The sequence below is a fragment of the Wolbachia endosymbiont of Drosophila baimaii genome, assembly GCF_028982185.1.
Taxonomy (GTDB): Bacteria; Pseudomonadota; Alphaproteobacteria; order Rickettsiales; family Anaplasmataceae; genus Wolbachia; species Wolbachia pipientis.
Genome location: NZ_JAPQLE010000038.1, coordinates 1 through 18,164, shown reverse-complemented (window position 1 = coordinate 18,164; position 18,164 = coordinate 1). Strand labels below are relative to the sequence as shown.

The 18,164-nt window shown below is 35.5% G+C and carries 9 protein-coding genes and 1 pseudogene; 8 read left to right on the top strand and 2 right to left on the bottom strand.

Annotation, left to right across the window (positions count from 1 at the left end):
• Nucleotides 1-464: 464 nt before the first annotated feature.
• On the bottom strand, nucleotides 465-2,000 hold the full coding sequence (locus tag OZD66_RS01285; protein WP_182368001.1) for a lysine--tRNA ligase: 1,536 nt from the start codon (nucleotides 1,998-2,000) through the stop codon (nucleotides 465-467).
• A gap of 108 nt (nucleotides 2,001-2,108) precedes the next feature.
• Here OZD66_RS01285 and OZD66_RS01280 point away from each other — a divergent pair, with 108 nt between their 5' ends.
• The 8 genes from OZD66_RS01280 to rsmD all read left to right on the top strand — a co-directional run bounded on the left by OZD66_RS01280 (nucleotide 2,109) and on the right by rsmD (nucleotide 17,833).
• On the top strand, nucleotides 2,109-2,405 hold the full coding sequence (locus OZD66_RS01280; RefSeq protein WP_007548615.1) for a type IV secretion system protein VirB3: 297 nt from the start codon (nucleotides 2,109-2,111) through the stop codon (nucleotides 2,403-2,405).
• Nucleotides 2,406-2,414: 9 nt separating this feature from the next.
• On the top strand, nucleotides 2,415-4,820 hold the full coding sequence (locus OZD66_RS01275) for a VirB4 family type IV secretion/conjugal transfer ATPase (RefSeq protein ID WP_182368004.1): 2,406 nt from the start codon (nucleotides 2,415-2,417) through the stop codon (nucleotides 4,818-4,820).
• Nucleotides 4,813-7,353 (top strand): TrbL/VirB6 family protein, encoded by a 2,541-nt coding sequence (locus OZD66_RS01270; RefSeq protein WP_182368007.1) that lies wholly within the window; start codon nucleotides 4,813-4,815, stop codon nucleotides 7,351-7,353. Before OZD66_RS01275 ends, OZD66_RS01270 begins: the two co-directional genes overlap by 8 nt.
• A 9-nt stretch (nucleotides 7,354-7,362) precedes the next feature.
• Nucleotides 7,363-9,735 (top strand): TrbL/VirB6 family protein, encoded by a 2,373-nt coding sequence (locus OZD66_RS01265; protein ID WP_182368010.1) that lies wholly within the window; start codon nucleotides 7,363-7,365, stop codon nucleotides 9,733-9,735.
• Nucleotides 9,732-12,719, top strand: coding sequence for a TrbL/VirB6 family protein (locus tag OZD66_RS01260; RefSeq protein ID WP_182368012.1), 2,988 nt, complete (start codon nucleotides 9,732-9,734; stop codon nucleotides 12,717-12,719). Before OZD66_RS01265 ends, OZD66_RS01260 begins: the two co-directional genes overlap by 4 nt.
• Before the next feature lie 89 nt (nucleotides 12,720-12,808).
• Nucleotides 12,809-16,540: a TrbL/VirB6 family protein gene (locus tag OZD66_RS01255; protein ID WP_182368015.1), complete on the top strand. Its 3,732-nt coding sequence runs from the start codon at nucleotides 12,809-12,811 to the stop codon at nucleotides 16,538-16,540.
• Nucleotides 16,530-17,162, top strand: coding sequence for a WD_0853 family protein (locus OZD66_RS01250; protein WP_182368018.1), 633 nt, complete (start codon nucleotides 16,530-16,532; stop codon nucleotides 17,160-17,162). Before OZD66_RS01255 ends, OZD66_RS01250 begins: the two co-directional genes overlap by 11 nt.
• Nucleotides 17,163-17,284: 122 nt before the next feature.
• On the top strand, nucleotides 17,285-17,833 hold the full coding sequence (gene rsmD, locus OZD66_RS01245; RefSeq protein ID WP_182319544.1) for a 16S rRNA (guanine(966)-N(2))-methyltransferase RsmD: 549 nt from the start codon (nucleotides 17,285-17,287) through the stop codon (nucleotides 17,831-17,833).
• Here rsmD and OZD66_RS01240 read toward each other — a convergent pair.
• Nucleotides 17,791-18,009, bottom strand: a pseudogene (locus OZD66_RS01240) (hypothetical protein); the annotation flags it as partial. The gene rsmD and the pseudogene OZD66_RS01240 sit on opposite strands and share 43 nt — an antisense overlap.
• Between the last annotated feature and the right edge of the window lie 155 nt (nucleotides 18,010-18,164).

Sequence of the window (18,164 nt, the reverse complement as noted above, 5' to 3'; positions counted from 1 at the left end):
AATCATAACTATATGCTGCTGGCATTCAACCTCCTTATCATCATCTATCCTTATCCTACCACATCCGGACTTTTATGGAAAGAGCTATAATTGCAACTAACCTATGCTGCAAATGTTTAAGAAATTTACCAAGCAGAAAAAAAGACAAAGAATCCCCGAGTTAGCTAGTCTTTTACTATCTCTGTCGAGTATTGGCATTTTTTGATGTCTTGTAACGCTTTATAAGCGCGTTCAGCCTATTTAGATAAAAATCTAGATGCAGATGAAGTTTTGTAAAGACATACAGTATCTATATACCGCAAAAAATTGAACATAAGACGCCGATACATTAAGTAATCCTTACCTTTTAATCTGCAGATTGGCGAAAGCAAATACAATAGCTTCACTGTTATGATAAGGGGGCTGGCAGAGTTTGTCAAGTACTTAATTTAAAACTAGAGAGCTCAAATGAAAGAAGGTAAACTCTAAAGTGTACATTTAATAGCGCTTTCTATGAGAGAAATCGTATTATCCATTCCATAAAGCTTTATGAAAGATCCCATTCTTGGACCGGTTTTTTGGCCAAGTAACGTTTCATATAATAGCTGAAACCAGTCACGTAAGTTAGTGTAATCATATTTTTTTCCAATAGAAAATACCTGAGATTGAATTTCTTCAGCAGTAGCAGTTATAGATAGAGAATGTAAAGTGTCCTTCAAATCTAGTAACGCTTCTTTCTCTTTTTCATTTGGAGTTTTATATGATTTTGTTGGCTTGATAAAATCGTGATAATACTTTACTGCAAAGTCTGAAAGTCTATCAAGCATTTTATTATTTTCTGGTGTAACGTTTGGTGCATAAGAGGATATAAAACCCCATAGGATCTCTTTGTTTTCAGCATTACAAGCTGCTGCTAGGTTTAAAAGTAGTGAGAAATTTATGCCTGAAGTTTCTATACTGGGAACATTGCCCTGGTGAATGTGCCAAGCAGGATTATTTATATCCTTTTCTTTGTTCTCATGATAACGCTTTACAAATTCTAAATATTCATCAGTTGATTTTGGTATCACATCAAAATATAAACGTTTAGCTTTTTTAGGACTCTGAAAAATGTACAATGCTAAGCTCTCTGTTGGTGCGTAAGTTAGCCACTCTTCAATTGAAATGCCATTTCCTTTTGATTTTGATATTTTCTTTCCTTCTTTATCAAGGAAAAGCTCGTAGCAAAACAGAAGTGGTGGCTTTTCTCCAAGTATTTCACATATTTGACTTGAAAGCACAGCAGATGGAGTTAAATCTTTTCCGTGAGCTTCGTAATTTACTCCAAATGCGGCCCACCTCATTCCCCAATCAGGTTTCCATTGCAGTTTACATTTTCCTTTTGTCACTGGAACTTCTATTTTTTCCCCGTTTGGGTCTTCATATGTGATTGTTCCTTTCTCTGTATTTGTTTCAATTACTGGAACTTGTAAAACTTGAGAAGTTTTTGGGCATATTGGCAAGAATGGACCATAAGTCTGCTGTCTTTCTTCCCGAAATGATGGAAGCATTACGTCCATCACTTTATCATAATTTTTCAGTAAGAGTAAAAGTTTTTCATCGTAAACGCCAGATTTATAACACTCTGTTGCACTCCTGAACTCGTATTCAAATTCAAACATATCAAGAAATTTACACAACAATGAATTCATATGATGACCATAACTCTGATGAGTGCCAAATGGATCAGGTATCATAGTCAATGGTTTATTTAAGTGCTCTCTTAGCATCTCTTGATTTGGCACATTATCTGGTATTTTTCGCAAACCATCCATATCATCTGAAACTGCAATGATTTTGGTTTTTATACCAGGAGCTATTTTTTTTAATGCATTTACAATAACTGTAGTGCGGAAAACCTCTCCAAAGGTTCCTATGTGGGGTAAACCAGAGGGTCCATAACCAGTTTCAAATATTATTTCTTTTTTATTAGGAAACTCTTGCAATATTTCTTCTGCTTCTTGAAATGGCCAACTTGTCATTATCGGGATTAAATAATGTATCTTAACTTAAAGTGCTACTAGTTTCAATGGATTTTTAATATAATGATATAGTATTAGTGTTAGAGCTATTATTAGAAGGTTAAAGATATGTCCACAGGTAGTATACAAACAGATCAATTATTTAAAGGTCTTACAAGACCTGCAATGCTCTTTGGTGTGAGTTATATGTTTGCAATATTAAACGTCCTGATTTGCATGCTAATTTTCATTAATTCAAATGATTTAAGAGTGATTCTCTTAATGTTACCAGGTATACATGGACTTGGTTATATAGCTTCTGCAAAAGAACCGTTGTTTATTGAATTATTTATGGTAAAATTGGGAAAGTGCTCGAAATGTTTAAATCGTTTTTACCATGGAGCCAATTCTTATGATATTGCTTAACGTTGTGTGATGCTGAGGTTTAGGGCTATTCAATCAAAGAATAAATCTACTCTGAACAGGGAAGTTCACGCTGCTGAATTTATTCCTTATTCTTGCTATTGGAATAGCACAACCTTGATGACAAAAGAAAATTGGTTGGTTAAGGTTATAAAATTAAGTGGTTTTGCATTTGAAACTGCCGATGACGAGGATTTAGTCATACAGAACAACATCAGGAATCAGATGCTAAGAAGCATTTCATCTCCGGCATTTAGTTTGTATTTTCATACTATCAGACGTAAGAAAAATATTTTTTCTGATGAATTTGCAAGTCAAGGTTTGCCGAATTTTTTCGCTAATCACGTAAATCTAAAATGGAGAGAAAAACACGCAACAAGGCAATCATTTATTAATGACCTATACATTACGATTATACGTAGAGCGGACACAAAAGGAGTAGAATTTTTGTCACATCTACTAAAAAAATTCGGACATGTAACTTCAAAACATGCTTGGGAAAGTGATATACGTGCCACGTATGAAGATTTAGAGGAAACGACAAATCGTGTAGTGACAAGCCTTAGAAATTATTCGCCTAAAATTCTTGGAGTAAAAGAAACTCCAGATGGTTTGTTCTGCGAAATAATGGAGTTTCTATCTAGAATCGTAAATTGTGGCTTCGTTACAAATACGCTTTTTCCGCTAAGAACTGAAATATCAAGATACTTACCAGTACATAGGTTATTCTTTGGCCGTAAGATGATACAGGTTGTGACTCATAATGAGAGTAAATATGCTGGAATAATTAGTATCAAAGAATATGGAAATCATACTTCTGCAGGAATGCTTGATTCGTTTTTACAACTTCCTTACGAGTTTATAATTACGCAATCTTTTCAATTTATAAACAGGCAAATGGCGATTGGAAAAATGCAGATACAGCAAAATCGAATGATACAGTCTGCAGATAAAGCTATTTCTCAAATAGCAGAAATTTCTCAAGCGCTTGATGACGCAATGAGTGGTAAGATTGCGTTTGGTCAACATCACCTGACTATTTTATGTATAGAAAAAAGTCCTAAATCATTGGATAACGCTCTGTCGTTGGTAGAATCAGAGCTTTCTAATTGCGGTGTTTACCCTATACGTGAGAGAGTTAACCTTGAACCAGCATTTTGGGCGCAAATTCCTGGTAATTTCGATTATATAGTGAGAAAAGCTACAATAAGTAGTCTTAATTTGGCTGGATTTGCATCTCAACATAATTATCCTACTGGTAATAAATTCAATAACCACTGGGGAGATGCCGTTACAGTTTTTGACACGACATCTGGTACTCCATTTTTTTTCAACTTTCATATAAGGGATGTTGGACACACTATGATAATTGGCCCAACTGGTGCTGGTAAAACTGTTTTAATGAATTTCCTGTGTGCCCAAGCGATGAAGTTTTCTCCAAGGATATTCTTTTTTGATAAAGATCGCGGTGCAGAGATTTTCTTAAGAGCACTTAGTGGTATCTATACTGTAATAGAACCAAGAACTAAAACAAATTTTAATCCTTTACAACTTGATGATACCTCTGATAATAGAACATTTTTAATGGAGTGGATAAAGTCTTTAATTTCGGTATATAATGATAGATTTACTTCAGAAGATATTGCACGAATTAGTGATGCAATTGAAGGAAATTTTAAATTAAGAAAAGAAGACAGATTCTTGAGAAACCTCGTACCGTTTTTAGGGCTTGCAGGTCCTGATACTCTAGCTGGGGCAATATCTATGTGGCATGATAATGGTTCTCATGCTGCAATATTTGACAATAAAGAAGATTTGCTAGATTTTTCACGAGCAAGAGTATTTGGTTTTGAGATGGCTAGCTTGCTCAAAGATCCTGTTGCTCTTGGACCGGTCTTGATTTATTTATTTCATAGGATTAGTATATCTCTTGATGGCACTCCATCTATTATCGTTCTTGATGAGGCATGGGCGTTAATAGATAATCCAGTTTTTGCACCCAAGATAAAAGACTGGTTGAAGGTACTGAGAAAACTAAATGCTTTTGTGATTTTTGCTACTCAGAGTGTTGAGGATGCAAGTAAAAGTACTATTAGCGATACGCTTGTACAACAAACAGCGACACAGATTTTTTTACCAAATCTGAAAGCTACTAGTGTCTATCGGGATGTTTTTATGTTAACTGAACGTGAATATATATTAATTAAGCACACAGATCCGAGTACTAGATTCTTTTTGGTGAAACAAGGAGTCAATGCTGTAGTAGCTAGAATAGACTTAAAAGGCCTGGATGATATAATCAACGTATTATCCGGACGTGCAGAAAGTGTTCTATTGTTACACGATATATTAAATGAAGTTGGGGACAACCCAAAAGTATGGTTGCCTATATTTTATCAGAAGGTAAAAAATGTTTAAGACTAAGCTGTCATTGCTATTAATTGCGATATTTTTACTAAATATAGACTTTTTACTCTCATATCCAGTGCTTGCAGATGGAGTAAGTGGTACTGACAAGACAGAATTTGTTAGCAGATTTAATTCCACTGGCAGTTTTAGTCGTGCCTCTAATCCTGATTGTGGAGCGTTTAAAACAGCTGCAGCACTTGCTGGAATAGCGATTGCTGTTGGCGCAATATTTACTGGCATTGTTTTGATCGTTTCTTCTGCTGGTTTGTTTACCGCTCTTGTTATTGTTGGAGTGATAGCTGCAATTGTTGGAGTCTGGAAAGCGATAGGAGGGCTTGTTGTTTGTGAACATAGTTTTGTTAAACACCCAGTTGCACGTGATCATGATGGAAAATACAAAAATTTTAAATTAGAAGACACAGGTTATAGTGGCTGCACCAATGAAAATTACCAAACAGAAGAGGAATATTTTTCTTGTTTGCAAAATAAAGCTCGGGAAGACGTGAACAAAAAAGATTATGACGGGAAAAGAGCAGAAAAAGAAGCCTTAAATTCTAACGTTCAGGAGAGTACAGAGAGTTATTACTGGCCAAAAAATGGTGTGCAATACAGTGAATATGTAGAAGTATGTCATCGAAACCCTTTAACTTTTGGTAATCTTTTTAATAAGGTAGACTTTAATTCCAGAGGAAAACCTGGATACATAGACTTTGATGTCAGGGAGAAAGACACTGGATACGTAGATGGGTCATGGTCCTCGAAGGTTGATGGTGAACTGGAATGTAGAGTTCTCAAAGCAGGACAGAGCGAACCCATACATGGAGCTACATTCAAAGCAGTGAGAAAAATGGGCAGATTGTGTGTGGAGTTAGCAAGTGTGAGAATGCTTGGTATCGAAATGACTCCTTGGCCGCAAGGGGTTGATATGGGGTGCACGGAATTGCCACCTGACCCGATTGCTCCTATGTGTGAAAAATCTGTGATGATTTTCAAGGATAAGGCCAGTGGTAATACTGATAAGCCAATAGAAATTGATCCCAAGAAAGATTACAAAACTCTGATAAGGGAAATGGAAGAAAAAGGAAAAATTTTTGTAGGTTATGATAATGCTGGCTGTTTTAGCTCGTATGTCTCTGAAGCTTGTTATAACCAGGCAGGGAGTAAATCATTAGCTCCTATTCCAATTACATCTATGATAGTGCAGTGTATTAAGGAATCGTTAGATAATTTAGTTGCAGGTATTGATTCAAGTGGCAGCCCACTTAGGGATGAAAATGGACATAACAAGGGCAGTTTCTTATCTGTAGCACAGAAAAGGCTGAAGAACACTGTAACTGCTGTTTTGGTTTTAGCTTTAATACTGTTCTCTATAAAAGCCATGTCTGGTGGAGTACGTAGTCCGCAAGAAATGTACATGTTGATTATTAAATTCGCTTTAGTGATTTACTTTACAACAGGCAGTACCATGTCTCATTACTATGGAGAATTAACTCGTCTCTCAAGTGGTTTGTCAGAAATAGTGCTGAAAGCTTCATCTGAAAGCAAAGGAATATGTAATTATGAAGCTAATGATTATAAATATAGTACAAGAAATTATAGCTACCTTGCTCCTTGGGATAGGCTTGATTGTAGGATTTTATTTTATTTAGGTGCCCCTTTAGATGGAATTGGTGGCAAAATTGGTACTGGAGGTGTTGCAACGTTAGCAGTCTTGCTTGGTGCTGCTCCTGTCTTATTAGTTGCAGGTTCGGTAATCGGTATTATTTTTGCTGGTGGACAAATTTTAGTAGCTCTTGTCTGTATATTTATGGCCGTTCTGATGATGATGGTTATTTTGTGGCTGTGCTATGTATTTATTTTATCTCTAGTTGCTTTAAGTGTAATCATCATTTTATCACCTTTGTTCATTCCTATGGTTTTATTCCAACACACCAAAGGATATTTTGACGGCTGGGTAAGAGAATTGATCACCTATAGCTTATACCCGGTTATCCTTTTTGCGTTTTTGTCTTTTATGTTCATAGCATGTGATAAAATCTATTATAACAATTTAAATTTTGAACCGGACAAGTCATATGAAGATAAGCAAGCAAAACCCTCAGCTAGTAAGAAAAAACAGTGGTTTAAATTGAAAGATGGGGAATGTGATAAAAATGAAACTACTCTTGCATGTATGATGCAAAATTATAGCTTTAAAAAGAGCAGCATACTTGGTCTATTCGACTTTACATACATGGAGTTTGGCAGCTCTCTCATCGGAGAATTATTAAAATTGTGTTTAGTATTATTCCTCTTTTACCACTTTTTAAACATTCTTCCTGGCATGGCTGCTGAACTTGCTGGTAACCATAGAGCAGCACTTGGCTCAGGTCAGACACCTGGACAAATGGTGGGCAAAGCTTTATCTGCTGCCAAAGCTGCTGCTGGGGGTGTTGCTGGAGTTGCTGGTGCTGCTGCTAAGAAGTTGAGTGGTGGAGACAAGAGTAAATCTCGAGGTTCTGGTTCTAGTAGCTCCGAGAGTGTTAACAAAAGCACTGAATGAGTTGGATTTATGCTAAAATTTTTGCTGATAATACCGTTTTTTTTTCTGTCAGGCTGCGGGGAACATCACTGTATTAAGCCAGAAAATTTATCAGGTTTGCGTGAAAAACTAGATATAGTGTCAACAGAGCAGAAATGGGTTGATTCTGGTGTTAATATCTCAGATAGAATAAGAGTAACAGAGATTGATATAGTGCCTAGTAAGGTTAATTTTTGTCCTAAGCAGTATGCAGATTTTGCAATTGGGCCTGGGAGAAATGACGTTGCATTACCATTTGTACTTAAAAAAGGCGATACGATAAGCTTTAGTGTGATTGGAAGTAGAGTGTGTAAAGATAAAGAGAGTGAGACAAAAATCAGGTATTTGAAAATCGACGAAAAGTGTGGCGAGCAAGAAACGGAACATTTTGCACATGTTTTAAATCGAGAAGGATGTCAGGATGGAATATGTCCTAATAAATATATAATAGGCGATGCGCAATGGTTGAATGGAAAAGAGTATTGGAGTTCAGACCCATCAAAATTAGTTGAAGGGAATAGTAAAGAAGAGATTGAAAAGATTGTCAAATCTATAAAACAAGAAGGAGGAAATATAGACTGTAGCGGGCTTTCAAGTGATCAGAAAAACAAAACAGATACGCGCATTTTGAATTTACTCTGCGGACGTATATGTAAATTTCCTTCCGGCAGCGGAAACAAAGGTTGCACGTATATTGAATATAATAATATAGAAATTGAGCTATTCAATGCTTTAAATTCTAGTGGTGAATCTGTTATTGCTGAAATTATTAGTAACGTATTAAAGGGAAAACAGGTAAAAACTGACATTACACTATTACGTGCTCACATGGATGATGAGGATTTTGAACACATTCCAGGAGGTGGTTTATGCACTAACTATGATCATAAAGTGAAGGGCAATCATCACCAAGGTGAGAATTTAACTTTCACCCTTGGTACTGGAGGCAAAGGTGGTTTCAACATAAGAGTGACGAAGAACCATAGTCTGAAAAATAGCTTGTATATAAGCGTCTCTGACAAACTTCCTGAGCATAAGCCTGGTGAAAACCAAGCGGATATATCTGTAGATATCAGCAAAGTTCATGATACTGAGTACATGGAAGGCTTAAAGGAAAAGTTAAAAGAAAAAAAAGGCACCATATATTATGGAATAAGAGACCATGGCTGCGATTACAAAAATGAAGGTCAGTTTAGTATTAACCTAACAACTAAAGAGCCACCTACAAAAACTTTTAGTGCAATATATAATTTCTTTGATGAAAAAGTGAAAACTGCATTTTTCGGCTCTAATTATAAAGACCCTAACGCAATTCACTCTGATACTAGTCCTGTAAAGTCTCTTTACGAAAGTTTTATAAAATCAAGCAGGACAAATACCATTAGATCTACTATAATATCACTATTAGTACTATATATAATCTTATATACTCTTTATTACTTTTTTGGATTAACTCATATTTCTATATATGAGTTTTTAATTATATGCGTAAAGATAGGAATCATCGCCCAGCTATTGCAGGATAATAGCTGGGACTTTTTTTATAACAACGCATTCTCTATATTTATTAACACTCCAAAACAACTAATAGAAATAGCAAATTTTAGAGGCACTACTTCAAATGTTTTTGAGTTTCTTGATTTGCCGCTCAATAGGTTCTTGTCATCGCATTCAGTATTGTTAATAGTATCTCTTATATTTTCTGGCCCTTTGGGCATTGTATCTTTTTGCTTGGTGATTTGGGGTTTAATCACAGTGAGCTTATCTATTTTTAATGCCTTATTTTCTTTTATTACATCTATAGCAATAGTTGCGTTATTACTTTCTTTAGCACCTATTTTTATTATTTGTCTTATATTTGCGTATACTAGGCAGATGTTTCAAAACTGGGTTAAAAATTTAGCAAGATTTGCAATTCATCCAGTGGTCCTTTTAATTTTTATATCACTGATAAGTCAGGTTATGGATTATATTGTGTATTCAGTATTTGATTTTGAGGTCTGCTCTACATGTATACTTAATATTAACCTAAAGATTTTTAACCCTTGTATTTTTTATGGTTATGCTTCCAAATATACACCTAATATTACCGCTATGATGGCTTTTGTTATTTTGGGACACGCTATGAAAGCTTTAGTTGAAGCTTCTTCGGAAATATCTGACTCGTTGTTTGGTGCTTATGTAGCAAGCGAACCTGGAAGACAGTATCAACAAAGCTTAATGGGAACAGTAGGGTTAGATGAACAAAGCGTTCAAAGAAGAGAAAGAGGAGATGCCTCTCAACAGTCAGGTACGTCAAGACCTCAAATACCACAAGGGACTCAAAGGTCAACGCCTCAGATACCACAAGGAAGACAGCAATGATAAGTAAAAGATCACTATTGTTGATACTGTGTCTTGCAATCACTGGTTGTAATATGGATTGTGTCGAACCTGGGTTGCAGAGCAGAAACACTAGTGTTAACGTGGATGTTCCAGTTCATAAAGCTGGTGAAGAAGTTAAAATTCATTGGGTTGATTCTGGTCAGGTAATTAGTCAGGGTGATGAAATCAAATTCACCCTCGATGGATCAGTAAATTTTTGCCCTTTTAAAGAAGACAAAAATCCAAGGAAAGTACTTGTGCCAGCTAGCTTTTGTGCTGATGGCTCAGAACCAAATTATAGTAAAGCTGCAAATATTAACGATGTGCCTAATAATTATGGCGTTGATGAAAAAGGCGTAAATAAAAACGAATTGTGCGGTGGTAAAGGATTTGGCAGCAATAGACGTTATGTAGACACTGGAATTAAAGTAAATCCTGGTGATAAGTTAAGCTTTAGCTTAGTTCCCAGAAAAATAACAATTGATTATGACAATCCAGGAGGGAAAGGTATCAGCTTTGATGACAATTGTTATAGCACTCAGGAAGGAGATAAAAAAGCTAAGGTAAAAAACATGCTCAATGGAGGAAAGTTCTTTTGTGGAGATAATGGTGGAAGGACCGAAGTAGAATTTCCGCAGCTTAGCAAAGAAAACATGGAAAAAAGAAAAGTGCTAGTTGGCAATGGGTACACTCCATATGATAATAAGGTACATTTTAATAAAGGTTATATTGAAGACAACAAACCATGGATATATGGTTCGCTACTTGATTTACGCCGCGCTAAAATAGGATTGAACGAGTTATGTGATGGAAAAAACTGTAGTCTTGATGAGAGAAAAAAGTACTCCTCCTATGAGCTCAACTGTTACCATCAAAATATATGCTATACTGAGAAGGGTATATGGAACTATGGTTCAGGTCAAGCAGGAGAACGGAACTGTGTCTCTTCTATAAGATACGATAAGTATGATAAAAAAAATAAAGAAAACAAAAGAGAAAATAAATGTGACATGTACTCTCACCTCAAAGAGGTTAAAGACAAACTTAAGAAGATTGAAGAAAACACAGGGAGTAACATTGATCTTACATTAAACACTAAAGATGATGACTCTTGGGCTGAGGCTCTTGTTGCAAAAATTGGTGATCTTGATAATCAAGGTACTGCTAAAGGTATTCAATGTCTTCCAGAGGAAAAGGGTGCAAAAGAGGATAATGTGTGTTCACAAATTAAAGATGAATTTGGAAATTTTTCTCTGAGGTTAAATCATGACTATCCAATAGAGAGTGTAACACCTGGTAGTAGTGTGATGCTTGCTATAGCAGATTATGGTCACTATGAAGCTAATAGAGGCGGGTACCATGTTAAAGTGACTAGATCGTGTGAATATATCAATGGCGAAAAACTGTATGTGTATTTGGGTGATGAGCCACCTAAAGATTTGCATGGTGTGGGAACTAATGATTTCAAAGTGGTAGGAGTGAGAGAAAGAATAAACGGAAAAGATGAGTACACCATATTAGATGTAATAAGCGGAAAACACTTTCAGAACGAAGAATCTAAGAAGATATATTTCGGTATTGATGTAAGCAATGTAGAGAAAGGTGATATTACAGACAAATATGGCAAATATTATGAAAATAATAAGTACACAGTAACTTTATTTGTCAAAAGAAAAATTAATGATTTTATTTCATCGAATGTAAACGGGGTATTTAAACTTATAAAAGAAGAAGTAATTGGGGACAGCGTTAAAGATTCATACAAAGGATATGCAAGAGGTCTTCTTCAGGGGGTAAGAGCTTTACTTACTCTATACGTTATATTTACTGTCATTGGCTATATGCTTGGAACAATACAGCTAAGTAAATTTGATTTCATTGTAAGGATGTTCAAGATAGCATTTATAGCTTTTGCCTTTAGCGATAGAAGCTGGGAACTCTTTGGTACAACTTTATCCAGACTTTTTGTAGATGGTAGCACTTATTTAGTTGATAGCTTTTCTGGCTATATAGGGGAAGGGGGGAGAAAATTTGCATTCTTAGACTTGACAGCAGGAGTATTATTTACAACAGAAACTTGGCTAAAGTTTTTATCGTTGATGCTCTCTGGTCCTTTTGGCTTTATTGCATTTTTGGCAATACTCTATGCTACTTTTATGTTCTTAAAATGCATTATTAGCGCTACGTTTAAATATGTAATATCTACTGTTCTAGTGGCGTTTTTACTGTCATTAACACCTTTATTTATCGTATTTATTCTATTTCAAAAGACTAAACCCTTGTTTGATAATTGGATAAAAACGTTGGCTCATGTTTCATTAGAACCAGTCATTTTATTTTCATTTTTATCTCTTTTAAATCAGTTGATGTATTCAGTTTTATATAACCTCACAAATTTTTCTGCATGCTATCAATGTTTAATTAGCGTAAATTTCTTATCGTATGATCTGTGCTTGATGAAATCAATACTGCCTCTTGGATACAGTCCTGGCACTAGCGTTGATGTTGCACTCAGTACCGGAGAAAGGGCTGGTGGAGACTTTGCAGCATTACCTATAGACCTAATCCAGGCGTTTATATACCTCATTATTGCCGGTGCAATGGGAGCTTTTGTTTCTATATCGGAAACTATGGTACAAACACTATTTAGCTCTGGTTATGGAGTTACTGGCGGTGTTGGTACAGTTGCTAAGAGCGCATCGCAAGCTATGCTGTCAACCGTTGGCCTTGATGATAAGACCCAAAGTATGATACAGAGTATCAAGCAGAAAATGAGTAAAGATCGGGGAAAAATTGAGGCTAAATTACCTAACACGCCAAAGCAACCAGACAAAAAAGAAGATTCTAAAGGAAGTTCTGATAAAACAACGAGTGATAGACCTAAAACATTAAAACAATCAGATCAGCAAAAAAATTCTGATGAAACAATAAGAAGTGATCCTAGTGCTAAAGCTAAAAACAAGGAAGAAAATGGAGAGGAGTAAGATATAAATGATATTATGGAGTAACTAATTAAAAAGATATTTTAAGTAAAGTTTTAGAAATTTATTCTGTATTTGGAAAAAGTTTAGATATGCAATCACGTTTAGGCAAATGTTGGTTTAGGGTATTACTTCTTGCAGCTTATGTGCTGATCACAGGTTGTAGTAAAAACGATATGCCTTTTCCAAGGTGTATATCTGCTGACTATTTTGGTCCTAAACCTATTGCAGTAAGCGCTCATTTTTCAAGCGACCACGATGCGTTTATTCCAGGAGATGGAGAAGTTATTGATCCTGAAACTGGCGAAATTAATTATGGTTTTCACCATAACCAAGTGGTGAAGTGGGAGGATACCGGACTCGAAACCAATGGAGATAGTTTAAAAGTGCGAGTTAATGGTGCATGGACATCTTGGAGTAATAATAACAAGAAGGAATCTAAAAAAGGCAGTTATACCTTACAAAGCTTGGAGCAGTTAAAATATGCAACTAAATTTGAAGGTAACCAAAGTGATAATAGTTTACCTAATTTTCACTTAGTTTGTAATGATTATAAACCTAGCATACAAAAATTTTCAAGTAAGCCTAATGCAAGTTGCACTGTAAATTGCAAGTGCATTAATGAAGATGATAGTGCAAATACAGTATCACGTGGTGCTCCATGTTGGTTTACCAACGGTCATGGTGCTTATCTTTTGTTTCAAACGGGGAAAGATGATCCTAACGAAAATCTAAAGTTAATGCGCGATCCTCAATATCCTACTGTACATCTAGGTTATAACTCCACAGCAGAGGGCGACAATGGATTTTTTACTTTAGACAGAGATAACACTAAATTAAAGGACAGAAATTGTAATGAGTTGAAGTTAAAAAAGGGATGGAAAATATATGTGAAAATATTAGATAGATATTACTTAGATAATGCAGGTGGCTACTCTTTTGAGTTCTTAAGTGGAGTGCAGCAGCCAAGTAGTTTTGGGTTTTTTGATTACATTTATAACTATCTAAAATGTGTATTATTGATTAACGAAAATTGCAAAGAACATTTTAATAGCAATGATCCTGCAGTTGCACAAGCTATGTTCGAAAATATAGCTGAAAAAAGTACGAGCTTTCACAATTTTGTTCTTTCCTTGCTTGTTCTATTTGTAATGATTTCATCGCTTCTTTATCTTTTTGGCATGATACGAGAAACTAAGCATGATATGCTCATCAGAATGATGAAAATCACTCTAGTAATAGTGCTTATATCTCCTGGAAGTTTTAGATTTTTCTATGATCATTTTCTTGTTTTATTCGTTAAAGGTCTTGAACAATTGATAAGTGTAATTACTAACTTTGCTCCCAACATGAACACCGGAAGTATTGCTCAAGGAGATGAAGCTAAGTTGTTTAGCTTCATGGAGGACATGTTCAATAAATTTTTTGCTTATTCTGTTTGGAAAAAGTTTGCAGCGTTTTTACATTACCAAATGTGGGCAAGTCTTCTTATGATACCGGCAATTTTCATAGGGATTGTGCTATACTTCTTGTTGTGCTTGTATGCTTACATAATATTTCTCTCTGGCTTTATGGGTATAGCTTTTCTTATAGCTATCATGCCACTGTTCCTGATCTCTATTTTATTTTTACCGCTGAAAAGTCTATTTGAAGGTTGGATAAAATTCTGTATAAGCTTTTGTTTACAGTCGATTATGATATTTACCCTGCTGTCATTGCTGGCTGCTATTATAATGAACACCTTTTATAGACAACTAGGTTTTACTGTATGCTACAATAAATGGTTCGAGGTAAAGTTATGTGCTCCAAAATGGGTGTTTGGCGGTTTTTGTATCGTTGATAAGCAGTACTTTGGTTGGACCCCAGGGCAAATTTTTGTACCTTACACTCTTGGAGAAGCTTCTTCTCTTAACATAGATAAAAGTATAGAAGGTATAGAAAAGATAAGCAGAGAAGGTGGTACAATAAAATTTACTGGTGGTGCTGGATATATCCCGCTTCCACCAGATTACCCTAAAGATAAAAATGGTGAACATATAAAAGGGTTTCGTTATATAGATTATCCTTTCTTTAATCCAATTCCTGGAACTAAAGATAATCCAGCAGACCACTATATTGCAGAAAGTGATATGGTAGTTAGTAATGGCTGTAGTGAAAAAGATCTAGTGCGCTTAACAAATAGTTTATCTCATGCATCAGAGAGGGCTGACATTATATTACTGATCAACAATATAGAGAAAAGGATAGGTGATGTTAGTGAAATAATAAAACGCTACTGTCAAGATATAAATAAATGCAATAGTTATAGGGAAATAATTAATGAAATAAGATCTTTAGTGCGGAGTGCAGTAGAAAAACAAGGTTGTAGAATACTGAAACTTCATGATCTATATAAGGATCCCAACAGTGAATACTGTCAGAAATGTAAAGGTTGTGAGGATTGCAAAAATTATCAAGAAAATAGCGATTACCAAAGGGTGCAAGACATACAGAGAGGTTATTTAATCAATGCAGGGGAAATCTTTGTGTTATTCTTGCTTTCATTTTTAATGTTCTCCTTACGCGAGTTCGTACAACAAATGGGCTCAAGTATAGCTGGTGGTGGATTCAGCGTTTACAATATATCTAGAATGTATGAAGCATCGCCTTTGGTTGGCATAATGGAAGGATTAAAACAGCATTATTGGCAAGACGCAATTGGTGGAAAACTAGAATCTTTAGGTAATTGGGCTACTCATTTACCGGATAGATTAGCCGGAGGTACAGCTAATCTACTGGGTAGGATACCAAGAGTTGGAGGAGTGATGAAATACGCTATTGATGTGCCACGTAAATTTGTAGGTGCTACTATTGAAGCAACGAAGTTTGCAACACCGCCTGAAAATGATGTTGATAAGCTCGAGGAAAAAATTTACAGGGCATTTGGAGTTGATAAGGAAGATATTACACACAGAAGGATCGGTAAATATTTAGATTATTATAAAGGATACGTAGGATCACATTTGGGCTATACAATAGAAGATGCTATGAAGTTTACTTGGGAGCATGGTCTTGACTCTATAGGAAAGCATGGCTATGATCATAACCTACTCTATAGAGCAAAAGAATATAGGCGAGATTTCTTAGAGAAGCTTCATGATTACACTATCGGCCGTAAGAGAGAACCAGAAAAAGACAATCCTGATCAATCAAATAAGGTAGAACGAGAGTTAGGCACGGAACTAGTAAGAGATAACCATGATCAGCCACTAGAAGAAGGCGACCCTCTTCGACTACGAGGGGGAGGTCAGCCAGATAAGGTAGTACGAGAACTAAGCACAGAACAAGAAGACAAGCCTAATCAACTACAGCATGATCAGCCAACAGAAGAAGATAAGCCTGATCAATCAAATGAAGTGACACGAAATTTAGGTACGGAACCAAAAGGTTCAGATGAAATTGATGATTTTGGATCTGCTTTTGAAGGTATGGAAAAACGTGCTGAAAGAGAAGGCAGAAGAAATCAAGATAAAGTTTACAACCTCTCACCACTTTTTGAAATGAACACTCAAGAAGCTGTAGAAAAACGTGCTGAAAGAGCTAGAAGAAAAGAAGAAAGAGATCGAAAAGACGAAGTTTATAATCTTAAGCCTTTATTTAAAGAACCAAAAAATCCAGAAGAGTACGTTAAGGCACTTTTTGAAATGAATACCCAGGAAGCTATAAAAAAACGTGCTGAAAGAGAGGAAAAAAGAAATCGAGAAGACAGTAAAAGGAAATTACCGGAACCAATGAGGAAGCCAGATGCAAAAGGAGATGAGAAGAGGATTGAAGATGAAGACTAATAAAAATTTCAAAGGCCTTGATTATTATAAATTGCAGCAAGACAAAGATGGCAACATAAAGTTAAATGACTACGACGACATTTTAAATGCGCGTAGGGCAAGGGTAGACTTGTTGCGGGATAACACATCACTTGACAAGGATGTCAATTTTGCTAAATTGAATAAAGCTTTGAGTGAGAAATTTGTAGATAATCATGGTTTATTGTCTGAATTTGATAAGGAAGACAAGGAGATTGCACAAGAAAGGCTTAAGATGTCTAATATTTTAGACAATCTTGATAATCTTGCAAACATTAAAAGTGAGGAGCTATTAGAGGTTAGTTTATTGCTATCAGACCTTAGCTTCATAGAGAGAAATGTTGTACTAAATACCGATCAGAATTCTGATCTTACAGAGTTTAAAAGTCTATTTATCGAAAAAAAGGCATCTGGTAAAGAGTATGGTGAAGAAGAATGTAGAGGCTTTCTTGATAATATAGATAAAATCAATACTATAATTAAGTTAGAGTTAGAAAGCAGAATTGAAGGGCTAAATCATGATGAAAAAAATGATCATGATGATTTACAAGATGAGATTGGTCAAGCAATTAATGCAGCAGGCAAATCAGAAAAAGATAACTGATGAGTCTTGTGTTTGTGTTTTTCTTACAAGCGACTCGATAGCTTCTCTCTATTAAACTGCTAAAGCCATATTGACATTAATCATATAGTATAAATAATTAATTATTTTGGAGCTTATTTAATATGCTACGCATCATTGCAGGCAAATATCGCGGAAGAAAAATAACTACAGGTAAGCATTTAGCTGCACGGCCAACTATGAGTATTGTCCGAGAAGCAATATTTAATATGCTTTCCTCAAGGAAACCTATTTATAACTTGAATGTACTTGATTTATTTTGCGGAAGTGGCTCTTTTTCATTTGAAGCGCTTTCTCGCGGCGCTAAACATGCATTCATGGTGGATTCAGATTATTACAATTTGCAACTGCCTAAAAAAACAGCAGAAGATTTTGGAATTACGAACAATGTCACGCTAATTTGTTGTAGTGCTAACAAATTGCCACAACCTATTTCAAAGTGCGATGTAGTTTTTATAGACCCACCTTACAATAGCAATCTAGTTGAATCAACGTTGAATGGACTAGCTCACTCAGGCTGGTTAAGTGATGATGCATTGATAATTCTAGAGATTAGGAAAAACGAAGATTTTGAGTGCAATAAAAACTTCAGTATAATCTTGGAACGCACCTACGGTATAGCGAGAATAATTTTTCTTTCTCTATTAACTTGAACTTGCATATACTTTTCATTGATGAGTTCCAGTTCTATTTTCGTCGAGTTTCCGGAGAAATTACTTATTCTGTACTGCCCTAGATCAAAATTTTTATTAAATTCAGAGTCTATTAAATATTCATGTGCTTCTTCAATAAATTTATTTTCTTTTTCTTCGTAACTGGTGTATTTTGTTGTATAGCACTTCTCATAATAGTCCAAAAAAGGTAAGATATGGATTTATAGTAGTGATGGTAAGCATGCCAGCAGCATATATAGCATTTCTCATAATAGTCCGAACAGGTCATAGGAAGGCAGAATCAACAGCACGACGAAAGGATTCGAATAGA